Source organism: Pseudonocardia sp. EV170527-09, from assembly GCF_008369905.1.
GTDB lineage: Bacteria > Actinomycetota > Actinomycetes > Mycobacteriales > Pseudonocardiaceae > Pseudonocardia.
On sequence record NZ_VRMC01000018.1, the window covers coordinates 37,581 to 52,343 of the forward strand.

Sequence of the window (14,763 nt, forward strand, 5' to 3'; positions counted from 1 at the left end):
GCCACGGTCCCGGCCCTCCCCAGCCGGCCACGGTCCGGACCTCGCTCCCCGCCGCCCGGTCCGCCGCACCGCGCCCGCTCCCCGGGACCGAGGTGCCCGCTCGCAGTCCCGCCGGACGCGTCCCCCGCGTCCACGGTCCCCGGAAGCCTCCGGGGCCGCTCCCCTCAGCACGTGATCCGCGTGTCGGCTCCCCCGCGCCGGCACGCGCCAGGTCGTCCAGGAGGATCAGTGACCTCGCCGAACCAGCCCCGGTACACCGGACCGGGCTCCGAGTACCCCACCCAGCAGATTCCACCCGTCCACGACGGGGGGACCCAGGCCGCGGCCACCCGCGGACCCGGCTGGTCGACCGAGACCCGGGAGTTCCGGTACGGAACGGACCCGATCCTGCAGGTCGAGGGCCTCGCGAAGTCGTTCGGCAGCACCCAGATCCTGAAGAACATCAACTTCAACTTCCAGCACGACGCCATCACCACCGTGCTCGGCCCGTCGGGCACCGGCAAGTCGGTGCTCATCAAGCACCTGGTCGGGCTGCTCGCCCCGGACCGTGGCGCGGTCTACGTCGGCGGTGTCGACATCTGGTCGATGAGCGAGAACGAGCGCTACGACATGCGGACCCGGTTCGGCGTCTGCTGGCAGGACGGCGCGCTGTTCGGCTCCATGAACCTCTACGACAACGTCGCCTTCCCGCTCCGCAAGCACACGCGGATGTCGGAGAAGGAGGTCGAGAGGACGGTCATGACCGCACTCGACGAGGTCGGTCTGGCCAAGGCTGCGCACAAGGCGCCCAACGAGGTCTCCGGCGGCATGAAGAAGCGCGCCGGCTTCGCCCGCGCGCTGGTGATGAACCCCGACATCGTGCTGTTCGACGAGCCGGACTCCGGTCTCGACCCCGTCCGCACCTCGCTGCTCTGCGACATCATCATGGACGTCCACAACCAGCACGGCGGCACGTACCTGCTGGTCACTCACGACATCAAGACCGCCCGCAAGGTCAGCGACTACGTCGGACTGATCTGGAAGGGCGAGGTCGTCCACTACGGACCGGCGCACGAGGCCTTCGAGCACCAGGACCCGTTCGTCAAGCAGTTCCTCGCGGGGCAGTCCGCCGGCCCGCTCGGGATGGACTGAGCGATGAGCGGACTCCTCGGCAAGATCGCCGCCGGTCTGGTGGCGCTGCTCGTGGTCGGCGGTGTGTTCGTCGCCGTCGGCGGCACGCAGCCGTACACGGTCAGCGCGGTCCTGCCCGCCGGCAACCCCAACCTCATCCCCGGCGCACCGATCTACATCGACGGCTTCCAGGCGGGCGAGATCCGGTCCGTGCGGCCCGAGGAGGGCCACGCGGTCGTCGACTTCACCGTCGACGACGGACTGGCCCCGCTGCACGCCGGCGCGTTCGTCCACGTGCAGTGGAAGGCCGTCGTCGGTGAGCGCCTGCTGTTCGTGCAGGACGGCCCCAAGGACTACGCCGAGATCCCGAGCGGCGGCATGGTGCAGGGCGACTTCCCGAAGCCGACCGAGGTCGCGGACGTGCTCGCCGCCCTCGACGAGCCCACCCGGGCGCGGCTGACCAGCCTGGTCGGCACCCTGCAGAACACGGTCACCGGGCACGAGCAGGACCTCAACGCCACCGTCGACACCGCCGGACCGGCGCTCGCCGCGGTCGGCAACGTGCTGCGCGGCATCGGCACCGACGGTCCGGCGATCTCCAAGCTGGTCACCGACCTCAACGGCACGGTGGACACCCTGGCCAGGCGCCAGCAGGACCTCGGCTCGGTGGTCGACGAGCTGGGCACCAGCGCCCGGGCGACGGCCGCCCAGCGCGAGCAGCTCCGCTCCGCGCTGGCCAAGCTGCCCCCGACGCTGCGCACCGCCCAGGGCACCCTGAACAAGGTCCCCGGCGTCACCGACGAGGCCCTGCCGCTGCTGGAGGACCTGCGCCCGGCGACCGAGAAGCTGCCCGGCGTGTCCGAGCAGCTCGCCCCGCTGCTGCAGGACCTGCGGCCGCTGGTCGCCGACCTCAAGCCCACGCTCGAGGCGGCCTCGGCGCTGCTCGACCGCACCCCCGGCCTCCTCGACTCGTCGAACCGGGCGCTGCCGGGCCTCGCCGAGACCGCGGGCGGCTACGCGCCGGTGCTCGAGGCGCTGCGCCCCTACACCCCCGATGTCGTCGGATTCCTCTCCACCTGGGGATCCGCCGCGCAGAACTTCGACTCGAACGGCCGTTACATGCGGATCTTCGCGCAGGCCGGCCCCGCCACGCCGGTCATCTACCCGCCGGGCGTCACGCCGCCGGGGATCGTCCCGAACCTGAACCCGGCCCCTGGCTCCGCCGACCAGACCTCGGGCAACGGGGAGCAGGGGCCCGGCGCCCCGCTGCTGCCGCAGCTCGGTGACGCCAGCGGGGAGGGTCCGCGATGAGCCTCGGAGTCTCCCGCTGGCGGATCCTCGCCGTCGGCCTGGTCGCGCTGCTCGCGGGCACCGGTGCCGCCGCCGGCCTCTCCAACGCCGAGTCCGGCCGGATCCTGATCGCGGAGTTCGCCGACGTCAGCCCGATCCTCGCCGGCCAGCAGGTCAAGATCAACGGCGTCACGGTCGGGCAGGTCGGGCAGCTCCAGTTCGACCCGCAGCGCAAGGTCGCCGAGGTCCCGCTGCGTGTCGACGCCCGCGCCCTGCCGATCCACGCCGACGCGAAGGTGACCGTCGCCCCGGTGTCGCTGCTCGGGGAGCGCTTCCTCAACCTGAACACCGGCACCCCGGGCTCGCCCGAGCTGCCCATGAACCAGCCCATCGGGGTGGAGCGGACCGGCCAGGAGGCCGACCTGCAGAACATCCTCGACACCCTGGACGACCCGACGGCGGGTGCGCTCGCCGCACTGGTCACCACGCTGGGCCAGGGCACCGCGAACAACGGCGAGAACATCCGGAAGACCCTCGCCGCGCTCGCCCCGGCCATGAAGGACACCCACCAGCTCGTCGGCGTCCTGGCCGACCAGAACGAGCTGCTCGGCCGGGTCATCGACCAGGTCGAGCCGGTCACCGGTGCACTCGCCGTCGACCAGGGCAGGCGGCTCGACGGCCTGGTCGCCTCGACCACGTCGCTGCTCGACACCACCGCCGCCCGCGACGCGCAGCTGCGCGGCACCCTGCAGGAGCTCCCCGGCACCCTGGCCGCGGCCCGCGCCACCCTCGGCGAGCTCGCCGGCACGGCGCAGTCCACCGCGGTCACCCTGGGCAACCTGCGGCCGACCACCGACAACCTGGTGGACATCAGCCGCGAGCTGCAGCGCTTCGCCGACTCGGCGGACCCGGCGCTGGCATCGGCCGACCCGGTCCTGGACCGGGCGAGCGAGCTGCTCGACCAGGCCCGGCCGGTCGCCGCGGAGCTCCGGGCCGCGGGCCCGGACCTGCAGCGCACGGTCACCGGTGCCGAGCCGATCGTCCGGGAGCTCAACGGGAACCTCGGCAACGTGCTCGGCTTCATCCGGAACTGGGCGCTGACCACCAACCAGAAGGACGGGCTGTCCCACTACTTCCGGGCCAGCTACGTGCTCAACGGCGACCCGGTCACCGGTTTCCTGCCGGGCGGCGTGCCGGACTCCGCACCCGCGCCCGGACCGGACGCCAGCCCGAACCCGCAGGTGAACGAGCCCGCCCCGTCCCAGCCGGGACCGGGGACCGCGGCCCAGCCGGGCCAGGACTCCAACACCCTGCTGCAGAGCCAGCCCACCCCCGAGAGCAGCGCCACCGGGCTCAGCCCGGAGCAGGAGCAGGGCGCGCTCGGAACCCTGCTGGGAGGCCAGTGATGGCGAGTGCCAAGCCCAAGCGCGGCGCGCGCTTCCGATCCGGTGTGATCGGCCTGCTGATGTTCGTCGCGGCGGGGTTCTTCCTCTACGTCGCGCTGACCGCCCAGAAGGGTCTGCCCTTCGCCCAGCACGAGTTCCGCACCGCGGCCGTCTCGGACACCGGTGACCTCGCCGTCGGCAACGACGTCCGGGTCGGCCAGGTCCGCGTCGGACGCGTCGACGACATCACCCTCGCCGACGGCGTCCCGCAGGTCCGGATGCAGCTCGACGACGCCGCCACGAAGGTCTTCAAGGACGGCTCGGCCGCGGTGACCGGCCGGTCCGGTCTCGGTCAGCAGTACCTGGACCTCGACATCGGCACCGAGCAGGCCGGCGTCCTCGGCGAGGACGACGTGCTCCCGGTCCAGCGCTCCCGCGGTGCGGTGCAGCTGCTGGACCTGGCCACGGTCTTCGACCCGGCCACCCGGGACTCCACCCGCTCCGCGTTGGCGCAGCTCGGCAACGGTGCGGCCGGACACGGCCAGGACCTGGCGGACGTGGCGAAGGCCGGTCCGCAGATCCTGCCCTCGCTCGGTACGACCGCCCGGTCGCTGTCGGTCGACGGCGGCCGCGACCTGACCGGGATGCTGCAGTCGCTGGAGAGCCTGTCCTCGCGCTTCGCCGGCCGGGAGCAGGAGATCTCCTCGCTGGTCGGGCAGCTCGACACCACGTTCGCGGCGATCGACGCGGACAAGGGCACGGCGCTGGGGGACACCCTCGACATCGCCCCCGAGGCGCTGCCGGCCGCCCGCAAGGCCCTGGAGGACCTGCAGCAGCCGCTGGCGTCGACGAACTCGGCGATGACGCAGCTGCAGACCGGGACCCGTTCGCTCGGCGACGCCACCCCGGACCTGCGGGGCGTGCTGGTCGAGGCCCCGCAGCCGCTGGACAAGCTGCCCGGCGTCTCCGACTCGGCCGAGCCCGCGCTCGGCTCGCTGACCCCCGCCGTCGCCGACGCGCGCCCCGTCGCGCCGAAGGTGACCCAGGGAGTCGGCTTCGCGAACACCCCGCTGCAGGTCCTGGCGCCCTACGCGCCGGAGATCGCGCAGTGGTTCACCAGCGCCTCGTCCGGTCTGTCCGACGGCGACGCCGCGGGCCACCACCTGCGGTTCACCCTGATGGTCCGGCCGGAGTCCTTCGTCGGGGCGGCGGGTCTGCCCGACCCGACCGCGGCGAGCAATCCGTACCCGGCCCCCGGCCAGGCACCGAACGACGCATCGCTGGGCCTGCTGCCCGCCCCGGGCCCGTCCAACCGGACGCCCCAGGAGCAGCCCGGCCAGGGCGACAGCGCCGCCGGCGGCGGCCTTCTGGGAGGTAACCGATGACCGCCCCCGCACAGGGCACCGGCACGCCACGGCTGCGCCGACGGCTCCCGCTCTGGGTGGCCGCTCTCGCGGTCATCGGGATCATGCTGCTGTCGCTGGTCCTGGGCCTGCTCAAGCCGCAGGTCACGACGCTGCTCATGAAGCTGACCGGCGCCTCGACCCGCACCGTGCACTTCACCGCGAACCAGTTCCTCTTCGAGGACGTCTCGAAGGTGAAGGTCGCCGGTGTCGACTCCGGTGTCGTGAGCTCGGTCGACCCGGCGTCCGACGGCGGTGCGATCGTGACCGTCGTCGTCGACCCGGAGGTCGTGGACACCGTCGGCGACCAGCCGTCGGCACGGCTGCGACCCACCACCCTGCTTTCCGGCCTGTTCTACATCGACCTCGTCCCGGGCGGTGACCGCTCCGCGGAGTGGACCGAGCAGATCCCGGTGGACCGCACCCGGCTCCCCACCGAGGTCGACGACGTCGCCGAGCGCCTCCAGCCCGACGCCCTCGAGGGCGCGAAGGCCGCGGTCACCCAGTTCGACGAGACCCTCGGCAACGCCGGCGGCAACGAGGCGCTCCACGAGCTCCTCGCCACGGCGCCGGAGACCCTCGGCCCGGCCGCCGGGGTCGTCGAGTCGCTGCGCGGCACCCAGCCGGAGAAGGACCTGACCGAGGTCGTGCGGGGCCTGCAGCGCACCACCGGCACGCTGAACCGCGAGCCGGGACAGCTGGACGGCATCGTCGCGAACCTGCAGGACACCACGCAGGTCCTGGCCGAGACCTCCGGTCCGGTCGCCGACGCGGTCTCCAGACTGCCCGGCGTCCTCGACACCACCGACGCCGGCCTGAAGCGGCTGAACGTGTCGCTGGACAAGCTGCGCGACACCGCGGGCCCGGCCCGGCCCACCGTCCGGGAGCTGGACGAGCTCCTGGGCCGTGCCGAGCCGGTGCTGGCCGACGCCCGCCCGCTGGTGTCCGACCTGCGCGCGGCGCTGGTCGATGCCCGCCCGCTGGTCGAGGGCCTGGTCCCGGCCAGCGAGGGCGCGACGCGGGTCCTCGACGACCTGCCGGTGCCACTCGAGCGACTGGGCGGACCGGTCCTCGACTCGCTGAACACCCCGTTCGTCGGCGAGGGCCCGTACTCCGCGGTCGACAGCCGCGGTATCCCGCTCAAGGACGAGGTCGGTCACATGTTCTCGAACCTCAGCAGGACCGGCGCCTACGTCGACCCCAACGGGCACGCGGTGTCCTTCCACCCCGGGCCCGGCCTCGGCACCGTGCCCGGCCTGGGCTCGGTGAGCCTGGAGAACATGTTCCAGCAGATCTTCCACGGGACGGGTGGTCGGTGATGGCGGCAACTCCCACACCTGCGCCGGAGGCCCCCCGCGGGTTCCGGGCCAGGTTCCGGTCCGGCCTGGACCGCGTCCGCAACGAGCCCGGTCTGGGCCGGAACGTGATCGCCCTCGGCGTCGTGATGGTGCTCGGCCTGGTCTGCGGGGGCTACATCCTGTCCCAGCAGCGGTTCGTGCCGCCGTGGGCGAACGAGCGGATGGTCTACGCGACCTTCTCCGAGACCCCGGCGCTCGCCCCCGGCCGTGGCCAGGAGGTCCGGATGTCCGGCGTCCCGGTCGGCGACATCCGCTCCTCCGAGCTCACGCCGGAGGGCACCGCCCGGGTGCTCCTGGCGATCGACCGCGACGACTACGACGGCCCCGTCTACGACAACGCCACCGTGGTCCTGCGGCCGAAGAGCCCGCTCAACGAGATGTACATCGAGATGGACCCCGGCACCCCCGCCGGCAAGGTCCTCGACGACTACGGCGTGCTCCCCGTCGCCAACGCCAAGCCGCCGGTGCAGATCGACGCGGCACTGGCCCACCTGGACCAGAACGCGCTCGCCGCGGTGCAGTCGCTGCTGGAGGCGTCCGACGTCGCCCTCGCGACGGCGCCCCAGGACCTCCCGCAGGGCGTGCGTGCCACCACCGAGGTGGTCGACCGGCTCAAGCCGGTCGTCGACCAGCTCGACCGGCGCCGCGACAACCTGGCCCGCCTGGTCACCTCGATCGGCCAACTCTCCACCGCCGTCGGCGGCGACGAGAAGCGGCTCACCGCCCTGGCGAACTCGCTGTCGACCACGCTGAGGACGGTGTCCGCGCAGAGCCAGGCCCTGCGTGACTCGCTGAACCAGCTGCCCGGCGTCGTCGACAACCTGGGTGCGGCCACCGGCAATGTCCAGCAGCTCTCCGACCAGCTCGACCCGACCCTGGACAACGTCCGGGCCGCCTCGGAGCAGCTGCCGGGCGCGCTGGACCGGCTGACCGACACCGTCGACACGCTCCACACCACCGTGGACAAGGCCCGGCCGGTCGCCGAGAAGCTCAAGCCGGTCGCGGCGGACCTGCGCCCGTTCGTGAACGACCTGAACGGGACGCTGCCCGCGCTGAAGGAGATCTCCGGCCGGCTCGACCCGGTCACCGCGGGCCTCCAGCAGTACCTGCCGGACCTGAACGCCTTCGTCTACCAGACGTCGTCGGTCACCAGCCTGCGCGACGCCAACGGCGGCATCCTGCGCGGTCTGCTCCAGTTCGGCCCGACCACCATCCCGGCGCCCGGCGCCGACGAGCTCTCCCAGACGCCCCGGTAAGGAGGTGACCCCCGGATGAAGATCCCCCACTCCGCGCTCCCCGCGATCAGGACGACGATCCTGCTCGCCTTCACCGCGGCGTCGGCGTTCGTGTTCCTGTTCTTCTGGACCTCGGTCGGCGGCTACGTGCCCGGCTACACCCAGGAGCAGTACACGACGTCGTTCCACGTCGACAAGGTCAACAACCTGGTCCCGCAGTCCGACGTCACCCTGAACGGGGTGAAGGTCGGCAAGGTCCTGACCGTCGAGGCGACCCCGGACGGGCGCGCCGAGGTGGTCGTCAACCTGACCGACGAGAACGCCATCCCGCTGCACGAGGGCGTCACCGGCCGCATCAACTCGAAGACGCTGGTCGAGGAGACCTACGTGTCCCTCGTCGACGGCCGCGGTGCCGAGCTGCCCGACGGCAGCCGGCTCCCCGACGGCGCCGTGCAGTCCGCCGTCCTGCTCGACGACCTGATCCGGACGCTGCCCGACGACCGCCGCGTCGCGCTGGCCGCCACCCTGCAGTCGCTGGGTGCGGCCACGAAGGACACCCAGGCGGGAGTCGACGGGGCGCTGGCCGGCCTCGGCCGGCTCGGCCGCGAGGGCGGCACCGCCCTGGACGCGCTCGCCGCGCAGTCGAAGGACCTCGAGCAGCTCTCGCAGAACACCGCCGCGGTGCTCGCCGCGCTGGACGTGCAGCGCGGCCGCATCGCCGACCTGGTGACCGACGCCAACCTGGTCACCGAGGTCACCGCGAACAGCCGCACCGACCTGGAGAACACCGTCCGGGAGCTGCCGCCGACGCTGAAGGCCGCCCACGACGCCAGCGACGACCTGTCCCGGCTCGCCGGTGGGCTCGGCCCGGTCGCGGCGAACCTGGACCGGGCGGCGCCCGCCCTCGACGCGGCGCTGAACGAGCTCCCGGCGACCACCCGCGACCTGCGGGGGCTGCTGCCCTCGCTCGACGCGACACTGGGCAAGGCCCCGGTCACCCTGGACAAGGTCCCGCAGTTCTCCGACGACCTGCGGGCGCTGCTGCCCGAGGCCGACCGGGCGCTGCTCCAGCTCAACCCGATGCTGGAGTACCTGAAGCCCTACGGCGGCGACATCTACCAGTTCTTCACCAACTTCGGTGAGGCGGTGTCGCGCGGCGACGCCAACGGCACGCTCCTGCGCGTGATGCTGGTGTTCCACGCCCAGTCGTTCGCGGGCAGCCCCGTCCCGCTCAACGGGATCCCGCCGCTGGACGACAACAACCCGTACCCGCGGCCGGGCACGCAGAACAACCCGCAGGACGACGCGCCCCCGCCGCAGGTGGCCGATCCCGGGCCGGCGAACCAGTCGCCGCCGCCCGGGCCGGCCCCCACCGTCGGGCCGCAGCCCACGGGGGAGGCCGCCGAGGGCGACCAGCCCCCGGCGCCGGCGCCGTCCGGTGGTGGACTCCTGGGGCTCGGCGGATGATCCGCCGCCTCCGCACGACCCTCGACGGGCGTGGCGCCGCATCCGCGGCGTCGCGCCCGTCGGGGCGTTCCGCCCTGGTCTGGATCGTGCTGCTGGCCCTGGTGGCGCTGACCGCCGCCGGCGTGTCCCGGGTGAAGGTCGAGACCGGGGTCGAGTCGTTCCTGCCGTCGTCGGACCCGTCGGTGCAGCGCTACACCGAGCTCGCCCGCTCCTTCGGCGGCGACCCGATCGTCGTGCTGCTGCGCGCCCCGCAGGCCCCCGGCCTGCTCGACCGGGACGTGCTGCCGCACGTCCTCGGTCTCGAGGGGCAGCTGTCGCAGCTGCCCGACGTCGCCTCGGTCTACGGCCCGGCGACGACGCTGAACCAGCTGGCGTCGCAGTCGCAGAAGCTGCTCGCCGAGCTCACCGGCCGTCGCGACGGGCTGCAGCGCGCCGCGGCGATCACCGCTCGGAAGCGCGGCGAGGACCCGGCCGCTGCCGCGAACGCCGCCGTCGCGGCGTTCGACGCCCGGTACGGCCCGCTGATCGTGCAGGGCCTGCCGGTGGGGCTGCCGACCCTGCGCAACCAGCGCTTCATCGACCACTCGATCATGGGTTCGGGCGGTGAGCCGCGCCCGCAGTGGCGCTACGTCGTGCCCGACAACCGATCGCTGGCCGTCCTGGTCCGTCCCCGCGAGGGGCTCGACCAGGCCGGGACCGAGCAGCTCGTCGCCGCGGTGAACGACACCGTCGCCCGGGCGCAGCTGCCCGCCGAGGCCACCGTCTCCGGCGTCCGGCCATCACCGCCTCGCTCGGCGTCGCGGTGGACCGGGAGGCGCCGGTGCTGGGCGCGGTCGCGGTCGTCGCGATCGGGCTCTGCCTGTTCCTGGTGCCCTGGACCCGGCGGCGGCGACGGTTGATCCCGCTCGCGGTGACCCTCGCCGCGACCGCGGCGACGCTGGCTGTGCTGGGCTGGATCGGCCGCCCCGTCTCGCTCGGAGTGGTCGCGTTCCTGCCGGTCCTGGTGGGGCTGGGCAGCTACTACCCGACCTACTTCGCCCGCGGGGCACGGCCACGCACGGTCGTCGTCGTCGCGGCGGGGACGGCGGCCGGGTTCGGTGCGCTGCTGCTCTCGCCGCTGCCGTTCGTGCGGGACCTCGGGTCGACCCTGGCCCTGGGCGTCGCGTTCGCGGTGGCGCTGGGCTGGTTCGTCTACCGGCCCGGTGGCTGGGCCGGCCCGGACCGGCCCGCCGACCCCGGCGCGACGACGGGCACCGACGCGCCGGCCGAGCCCGGTGCCGGGCCGGTGGCCCGCCCTGGCCGGTCGCGGCTGGTCGCCGTCGTGCTGGCCGGGCTGGTCGCGGTCGGCGGCTGGGCCACGCTTCCCTTCCTGCCCCTGCAGACCAGCGTCGACGCGTTGTCGGCCGGGCTGCCCGCCGTCTCCGACGCCACCCGGGTCGAGCAGATCCTGGGCTCCGGCGGCGAGCTCGCGGTCGTCCTGCGGTCCACCGACGGGAAGGGCGACGTGCTCACCCCGCAGGCGTGGACGTGGATGACGACGGCCCAGCAGTCGATCGTGCGGCTGCACGGCGACCAGGCGCGGCCCGCGCTCTCGGCGCCCACGCTGCTGTCGTTCCTCGGCCCCACCCCGGACCAGGAGCAGATCCGGGCCGGTGTCCGGCTGCTGCCGCCGTACCTCACCGGCGCGGTGCTGCGGCCCGACGGCCAGGTCGCGGTGCTGTCCTTCGGTGTCCGGCTCGACGACCTCGACCGGCTCCGCGAGCTGACCGACGCGATCACCGCCGAGCTGCCCTCGGCCCCGCCCGGCTTCGTCGCCGAGGTCTCCGGGCTGCCCGCCGTCGCGGTGCAGGGCTACGAGCTCGTCTCCACCGACCGCTACCTCGCCGGCACCGCCGGTCTGGTCGCCGCGGCGCTGGTGCTCGGGGTCGGGCTGCGGCACCGGCGCGACGCGCTGCGCGCCGCACTGGCCGCCGTGCTGGCGACCGGCGCGAACCTGTTCCTGCTCTGGGGGTTCGGCATCCCGCTGAACCCGCTCACCGTCGCGCTCGGGTCGCTCACCGCCGCCGTCGGCTGCGAGTTCACCGTGATGACCTGCGACGCCGTCCGCACACGCGACCCGCGCCTGCGGACCGCGGTGACCCTCGCCGCCCTCACCTCGGGCACCGGGTTCGCCGTGCTGGCGTTGTCCGACCTCGCACTCATGCGCGAGTTCGGGCTGCTCCTGGCCTTGTCCGTACGGCTATCCTACCTGGCCGCACGGGTCGTGGTGCGGGCGTTCCCGCCCGCGCACGGCACGGCCGAACCCGCGCGGAGTACCCCCGCCCGGGAGAAGCTCGTTGGAGTGATGTGATGCGAGTCAAGTCCACACTGGCGTGGATCGCCGGCGCCGCCCTCGACCGGGTCCGGACCACCTGGACCGGCCGGATCGTGGCGGGAGTCCTCGTCCTCGCTCTCGTCGCCGGGGTCGGCGGCGGGGTCTGGTGGAAGATGCAGCAGGTCCCCGACGGCGCGGCGCTGGCCGTCGGCGACCGGGTCGTGACCGTCACCGACCTCGACGACCGGGTGCAGACCCTGCGTGCGCTCTACGGCGTCCAGCCGCCGGTCGAGGACCCGGTGAAGATGGACGGCTTCCGCCGCGACGCGGCCAAGGCCGTCGCGCTGAGCATGGTGCTGGAGGACCGGGCGACCGAGCTGGGCGTCGGCGTCGCGGACGCGAAGGTCCGCCAGACCCTCGACCAGTACATCACCCAGCAGCTCGGCAACGGCCCCGGTGCGCGCGACGACTTCGTGAAGGTCCTCGGCAACGTCGGCACCACGAGGACAAGGTGATGAACGAGGTCCGTCAGCAGATGGTCGTCGGGGAGCTGTTCGACAAGGTCACCAAGGACGTGACCGTCACCGACGACGACCTGCGTGCCGAGTTCCCGCGCTACGCCCAGCGGCTCGGGACCCCGGAGAAGCGCGAGCTGTCCAACATCGTCGTCGCCAGCAAGGAGGCCGCCGACAAGATCGCGGCCGACCTGCGGGGCGGCGCCGACTTCGCGACCGTCGCGCGGGCCACCACGATCGACAACGCCACCCGCGCGAACGGCGGCGCACTGGGCCCGATCAGCGCCGACCAGCTACAGCCCGACTACGCGAAGGCCGCCTTCGGCGGCCCGGCCGGCCAGGTGTTCGGCCCGGTGCAGAACCAGTTCGGCTGGAACGTCGGCCGGTCAGGGGCGGTGACCCCGGGCGTCCCGGCGAACTTCGACCAGGTCAAGGACCGACTCCGCGAGCTGGTGCTGTTCGACCGCCGGATCAGCCTCTGGGGTCAGTGGATGACCGATTCGCTGGCGAACGGCGACGTCCGCTACGCCGACGACTACCGCCCCGCCGACCCGGACACCGCGCCCACCGGTGCGGGCCCGGGACTGCCCTCGGGCACGCCGCAGACGGTCCCGCCCGCGACGGGCGGCGGCGGGTGAGTCCCGCCTGGACCGTCCTGACCTTCGCGGGTCTCGGCGTCCTGCTCGCCCTCATGGGGTGGGCGGGACGCCGGCACGCGGCGGGCCTCGGCGCCGTCCCGGGGATGCCCGCCGAGCTGCAGCGGCACCGGGTGGCGGTCATCCGCCGCGGTGCCACGGCCTGCCTCGTGGTCGGCGTCGCGTTCGTCCTGGTCGGGGTGCTGGCACCGCTGCTGTGAGGCTCAGCGGGTCATCAGCGGGTCAGCAGCAGGAACAGGCAGTACGAGGTGACCAGCGCCAGCACCACCAGCGCGGGCACCACCAGCCTCGGGTCGAGCTCGACGGTCCGGGAGCGCCGGCGCGGCCCCTCCAGCTCGGCGCGGGTCGCGTCCGGGTCGGGCGGGCCGAGGAGGTCCGAGATCCGGAAGCGGTGGTCGAGGTCGGAGGCGGGGTCGACGCCGTGCAGCAGCTCCGAGGGCGGCCCGCAGGCCACGATCCGGCCGTGGCACAGGATCGCGACGACGTCGGCAAGCTCCCGGGCCAGCGCGACGTCGTGCGTGGTGACCAGCACCGTCGCCCCCGACCGCTCCTGCTGCTCGCGGACCGCCGCGACCAGCGTGTCCGCGTGCGCGGCGTCCAGCCCGGTCTCCAGCTCGTCGAGGACCAGGACCGGCGCCTCCACGGCGAGGGTGCGGGCGATCGCGAGCCGCTTGCGTCCGTGGGCCGGCAGCTCCGCGGGGAGCGCGTCGGCCCGGTCGTGCAGCCGCATCTCGCGCAGCCGGTGCATCGCGACGCGCTCGACCCGCTCCGCGGACAGACCGCGGCCCTCGAGGGCGTAGGTCAGGTTGTCGTAGGCCGACAGGGATCCGAACAGCGACGACTCGAACACCGACGGGCCGCCGAACAGCACGCTCATGCCGCGGCGCAGGCGTCGCAGCTCGGTCTCGCCGGCCGCGTGCACGTCGACACCGCCGACGGTGACGGTGCCCCGGCCCGGCGCGACGAGCCCGGCGAGGTGGCGCACCAGGGTGGTCTTGCCCGAGCCGGACGGGCCCATCAGCACCGTCACGGTGCCGGGCGCCAGGTGCAGCCCGAGCCGGAACAGCACCGGGGTGTCGTCGATCATCGTCGTCACGTCGGTGAAGTCGACCGCAGGCCCGCGGGGCGGCCTGCCGCCGGACACGGGACCCGTCATCGCACCAGTGGACGCCCCCGGGCTCCGGAGGCTCGTCTCCCGGCCGTGGTGACTCCCTCTCCCGTAGTGGGTGTCCCTGCGCGCGGAGGGGGTCGTACGCCCGGGCGGTCCCCCTGGCCTGCGGGCATGATCGAGCAGGTGCGGAGCCGGTCCACGATGCCGTGGGCCCTCGTCCTGTCGGCCGCCGCGTGGATGCCGACCGCGGTGCTGCTCCTCGCGGCGGACGCCGCCTTGGCGCTGCACCGCCGCGTCGCCCGTTACCCCGCGGTCGTCCTGTCCGTTGTGTCGGTGGTGCTCCTCGCCGTGGCGGGGCGCTGGGAGACGATCCCGGCGATGGCCCTGCTGGTGGTCGGGACCGTCCCGCTGCTGACGCCCTCCGCGCTGCGACACCTGCGCTGAGCGACCGAAGGGAGACCTCGTGGCCGTCCCGGGGTTCGACTGGTTCTCCGACCGCGTGGACTGGGTCAGCCTGGTCCGCGGCGCCTCGCTGGCGTTCAGCGTGCTCGTGATCGGCGGGCTCGCCGCGCCGCTGGGCTCGCAGCTCCCGGTCGTCGGGCCGGCCTGGCTGATCATCACCGCGGTCGTCGCGTTCGTGCTGGCGGGCTACCGGATCGGCGACGCCGTCGACCCGCGGGTGCACGGCGCCGGCGCGGCCGTCGCCGGGTACCTGCTCGTGCTGCCGCTGGTGGTGCTCGGCACCGGTGGGCTCGACCCGACCCAGCTCGTCCTCACCCTGCTCACCGCCGTGGTCATGGGCGCGATCGCCGGGCATCTCGCGGGCCGGAACCGGGACCGCCGCACCGTGTGACGACGCGGCCGGCCGGCGACGGCGCCGCACCCGAGCGGGGGAGGAACCACCCTCTCGGGAGGGATG

At 73.8% G+C, this 14,763-nt stretch carries 15 protein-coding genes; 14 read left to right on the top strand and 1 reads right to left on the bottom strand.

The genetic code is table 11. From position 1 onward, the window contains the following. Positions 1-384 precede the first annotated feature (384 nt). From FVA95_RS07795 to FVA95_RS07850, 12 genes are read left to right on the top strand one after another with little or no spacing between them, the layout of a single operon-like run. Positions 385-1,131: an ABC transporter ATP-binding protein gene (locus FVA95_RS07795; RefSeq protein ID WP_240051339.1), complete on the top strand. Its 747-nt coding sequence runs from the start codon at positions 385-387 to the stop codon at positions 1,129-1,131. Positions 1,132-1,134: 3 nt separating this feature from the next. Then, positions 1,135-2,421, top strand: coding sequence for an MlaD family protein (locus FVA95_RS07800; RefSeq protein ID WP_193564320.1), 1,287 nt, complete (start codon positions 1,135-1,137; stop codon positions 2,419-2,421). Then, a complete protein-coding gene (locus tag FVA95_RS07805; protein ID WP_149663593.1) occupies positions 2,418-3,806 on the top strand; it encodes an MlaD family protein in 1,389 nt (462 codons plus the stop codon). The genes FVA95_RS07800 and FVA95_RS07805 overlap by 4 nt, the downstream gene beginning before the upstream one ends. After that, on the top strand, positions 3,806-5,170 hold the full coding sequence (locus FVA95_RS07810; protein WP_149663594.1) for an MlaD family protein: 1,365 nt from the start codon (positions 3,806-3,808) through the stop codon (positions 5,168-5,170). The genes FVA95_RS07805 and FVA95_RS07810 overlap by 1 nt, the downstream gene beginning before the upstream one ends. Continuing rightward, positions 5,167-6,507, top strand: coding sequence for an MlaD family protein (locus tag FVA95_RS07815; protein ID WP_149663595.1), 1,341 nt, complete (start codon positions 5,167-5,169; stop codon positions 6,505-6,507). Before FVA95_RS07810 ends, FVA95_RS07815 begins: the two co-directional genes overlap by 4 nt. Beyond that, entirely contained in the window at positions 6,507-7,802 is a 1,296-nt protein-coding gene (locus FVA95_RS07820) for an MlaD family protein (RefSeq protein ID WP_149663596.1), read from the top strand. Before FVA95_RS07815 ends, FVA95_RS07820 begins: the two co-directional genes overlap by 1 nt. A gap of 15 nt (positions 7,803-7,817) precedes the next feature. Further along, positions 7,818-9,248 carry an MlaD family protein gene (locus FVA95_RS07825; RefSeq protein WP_149663597.1) on the top strand — a complete coding sequence of 477 codons (1,431 nt, stop codon included), beginning with the start codon at positions 7,818-7,820 and terminating at the stop codon, positions 9,246-9,248. After that, positions 9,245-10,147: a hypothetical protein gene (locus FVA95_RS07830; RefSeq protein WP_149663598.1), complete on the top strand. Its 903-nt coding sequence runs from the start codon at positions 9,245-9,247 to the stop codon at positions 10,145-10,147. Before FVA95_RS07825 ends, FVA95_RS07830 begins: the two co-directional genes overlap by 4 nt. After that, the gene (locus FVA95_RS07835; protein ID WP_149663599.1) at positions 10,069-11,598 is read left to right on the top strand and encodes a hypothetical protein; all 1,530 of its coding nucleotides are present in this window, start codon (positions 10,069-10,071) and stop codon (positions 11,596-11,598) included. Before FVA95_RS07830 ends, FVA95_RS07835 begins: the two co-directional genes overlap by 79 nt. Continuing rightward, positions 11,598-12,077: a SurA N-terminal domain-containing protein gene (locus FVA95_RS07840; protein WP_149663600.1), complete on the top strand. Its 480-nt coding sequence runs from the start codon at positions 11,598-11,600 to the stop codon at positions 12,075-12,077. The genes FVA95_RS07835 and FVA95_RS07840 overlap by 1 nt, the downstream gene beginning before the upstream one ends. After that, a complete protein-coding gene (locus FVA95_RS07845) occupies positions 12,077-12,715 on the top strand; it encodes a peptidyl-prolyl cis-trans isomerase (RefSeq protein WP_149663601.1) in 639 nt (212 codons plus the stop codon). The genes FVA95_RS07840 and FVA95_RS07845 overlap by 1 nt, the downstream gene beginning before the upstream one ends. Beyond that, on the top strand, positions 12,712-12,933 hold the full coding sequence (locus FVA95_RS07850; RefSeq protein ID WP_149663602.1) for a hypothetical protein: 222 nt from the start codon (positions 12,712-12,714) through the stop codon (positions 12,931-12,933). Before FVA95_RS07845 ends, FVA95_RS07850 begins: the two co-directional genes overlap by 4 nt. Before the next feature lie 14 nt (positions 12,934-12,947). On the opposite strand, the gene FVA95_RS07855 is transcribed toward FVA95_RS07850, so the two are convergent. Further along, the gene (locus FVA95_RS07855; protein WP_149663603.1) at positions 12,948-13,889 is read right to left on the bottom strand and encodes an ABC transporter ATP-binding protein; all 942 of its coding nucleotides are present in this window, start codon (positions 13,887-13,889) and stop codon (positions 12,948-12,950) included. Positions 13,890-14,015: 126 nt separating this feature from the next. Between FVA95_RS07855 and FVA95_RS07860 the strand changes: the two genes are divergently transcribed. Together FVA95_RS07860 and FVA95_RS07865 are read left to right on the top strand one after the other, a co-directional pair. After that, positions 14,016-14,288: a hypothetical protein gene (locus tag FVA95_RS07860; protein ID WP_149663604.1), complete on the top strand. Its 273-nt coding sequence runs from the start codon at positions 14,016-14,018 to the stop codon at positions 14,286-14,288. Between the two features lie 19 nt (positions 14,289-14,307). Next, a complete protein-coding gene (locus tag FVA95_RS07865) occupies positions 14,308-14,697 on the top strand; it encodes a hypothetical protein (protein WP_149663605.1) in 390 nt (129 codons plus the stop codon). Positions 14,698-14,763: the final 66 nt, after the last annotated feature.

Coding starts and splice junctions, on each gene's coding strand:
- FVA95_RS07800 (WP_193564320.1), top strand. CDS start 1,135: ATGAGCGGACTCCTCGGCAAGATCGCCGCCGGTCTGGTGGCGCTGCTC.
- FVA95_RS07805 (WP_149663593.1), top strand. CDS start 2,418: ATGAGCCTCGGAGTCTCCCGCTGGCGGATCCTCGCCGTCGGCCTGGTC.
- FVA95_RS07810 (WP_149663594.1), top strand. CDS start 3,806: ATGGCGAGTGCCAAGCCCAAGCGCGGCGCGCGCTTCCGATCCGGTGTG.
- FVA95_RS07815 (WP_149663595.1), top strand. CDS start 5,167: ATGACCGCCCCCGCACAGGGCACCGGCACGCCACGGCTGCGCCGACGG.
- FVA95_RS07820 (WP_149663596.1), top strand. CDS start 6,507: ATGGCGGCAACTCCCACACCTGCGCCGGAGGCCCCCCGCGGGTTCCGG.
- FVA95_RS07825 (WP_149663597.1), top strand. CDS start 7,818: ATGAAGATCCCCCACTCCGCGCTCCCCGCGATCAGGACGACGATCCTG.
- FVA95_RS07830 (WP_149663598.1), top strand. CDS start 9,245: ATGATCCGCCGCCTCCGCACGACCCTCGACGGGCGTGGCGCCGCATCC.
- FVA95_RS07840 (WP_149663600.1), top strand. CDS start 11,598: ATGCGAGTCAAGTCCACACTGGCGTGGATCGCCGGCGCCGCCCTCGAC.
- FVA95_RS07845 (WP_149663601.1), top strand. CDS start 12,077: ATGAACGAGGTCCGTCAGCAGATGGTCGTCGGGGAGCTGTTCGACAAG.
- FVA95_RS07855 (WP_149663603.1), bottom strand. CDS start 13,889: ATGACGGGTCCCGTGTCCGGCGGCAGGCCGCCCCGCGGGCCTGCGGTC.
- FVA95_RS07860 (WP_149663604.1), top strand. CDS start 14,016: ATGATCGAGCAGGTGCGGAGCCGGTCCACGATGCCGTGGGCCCTCGTC.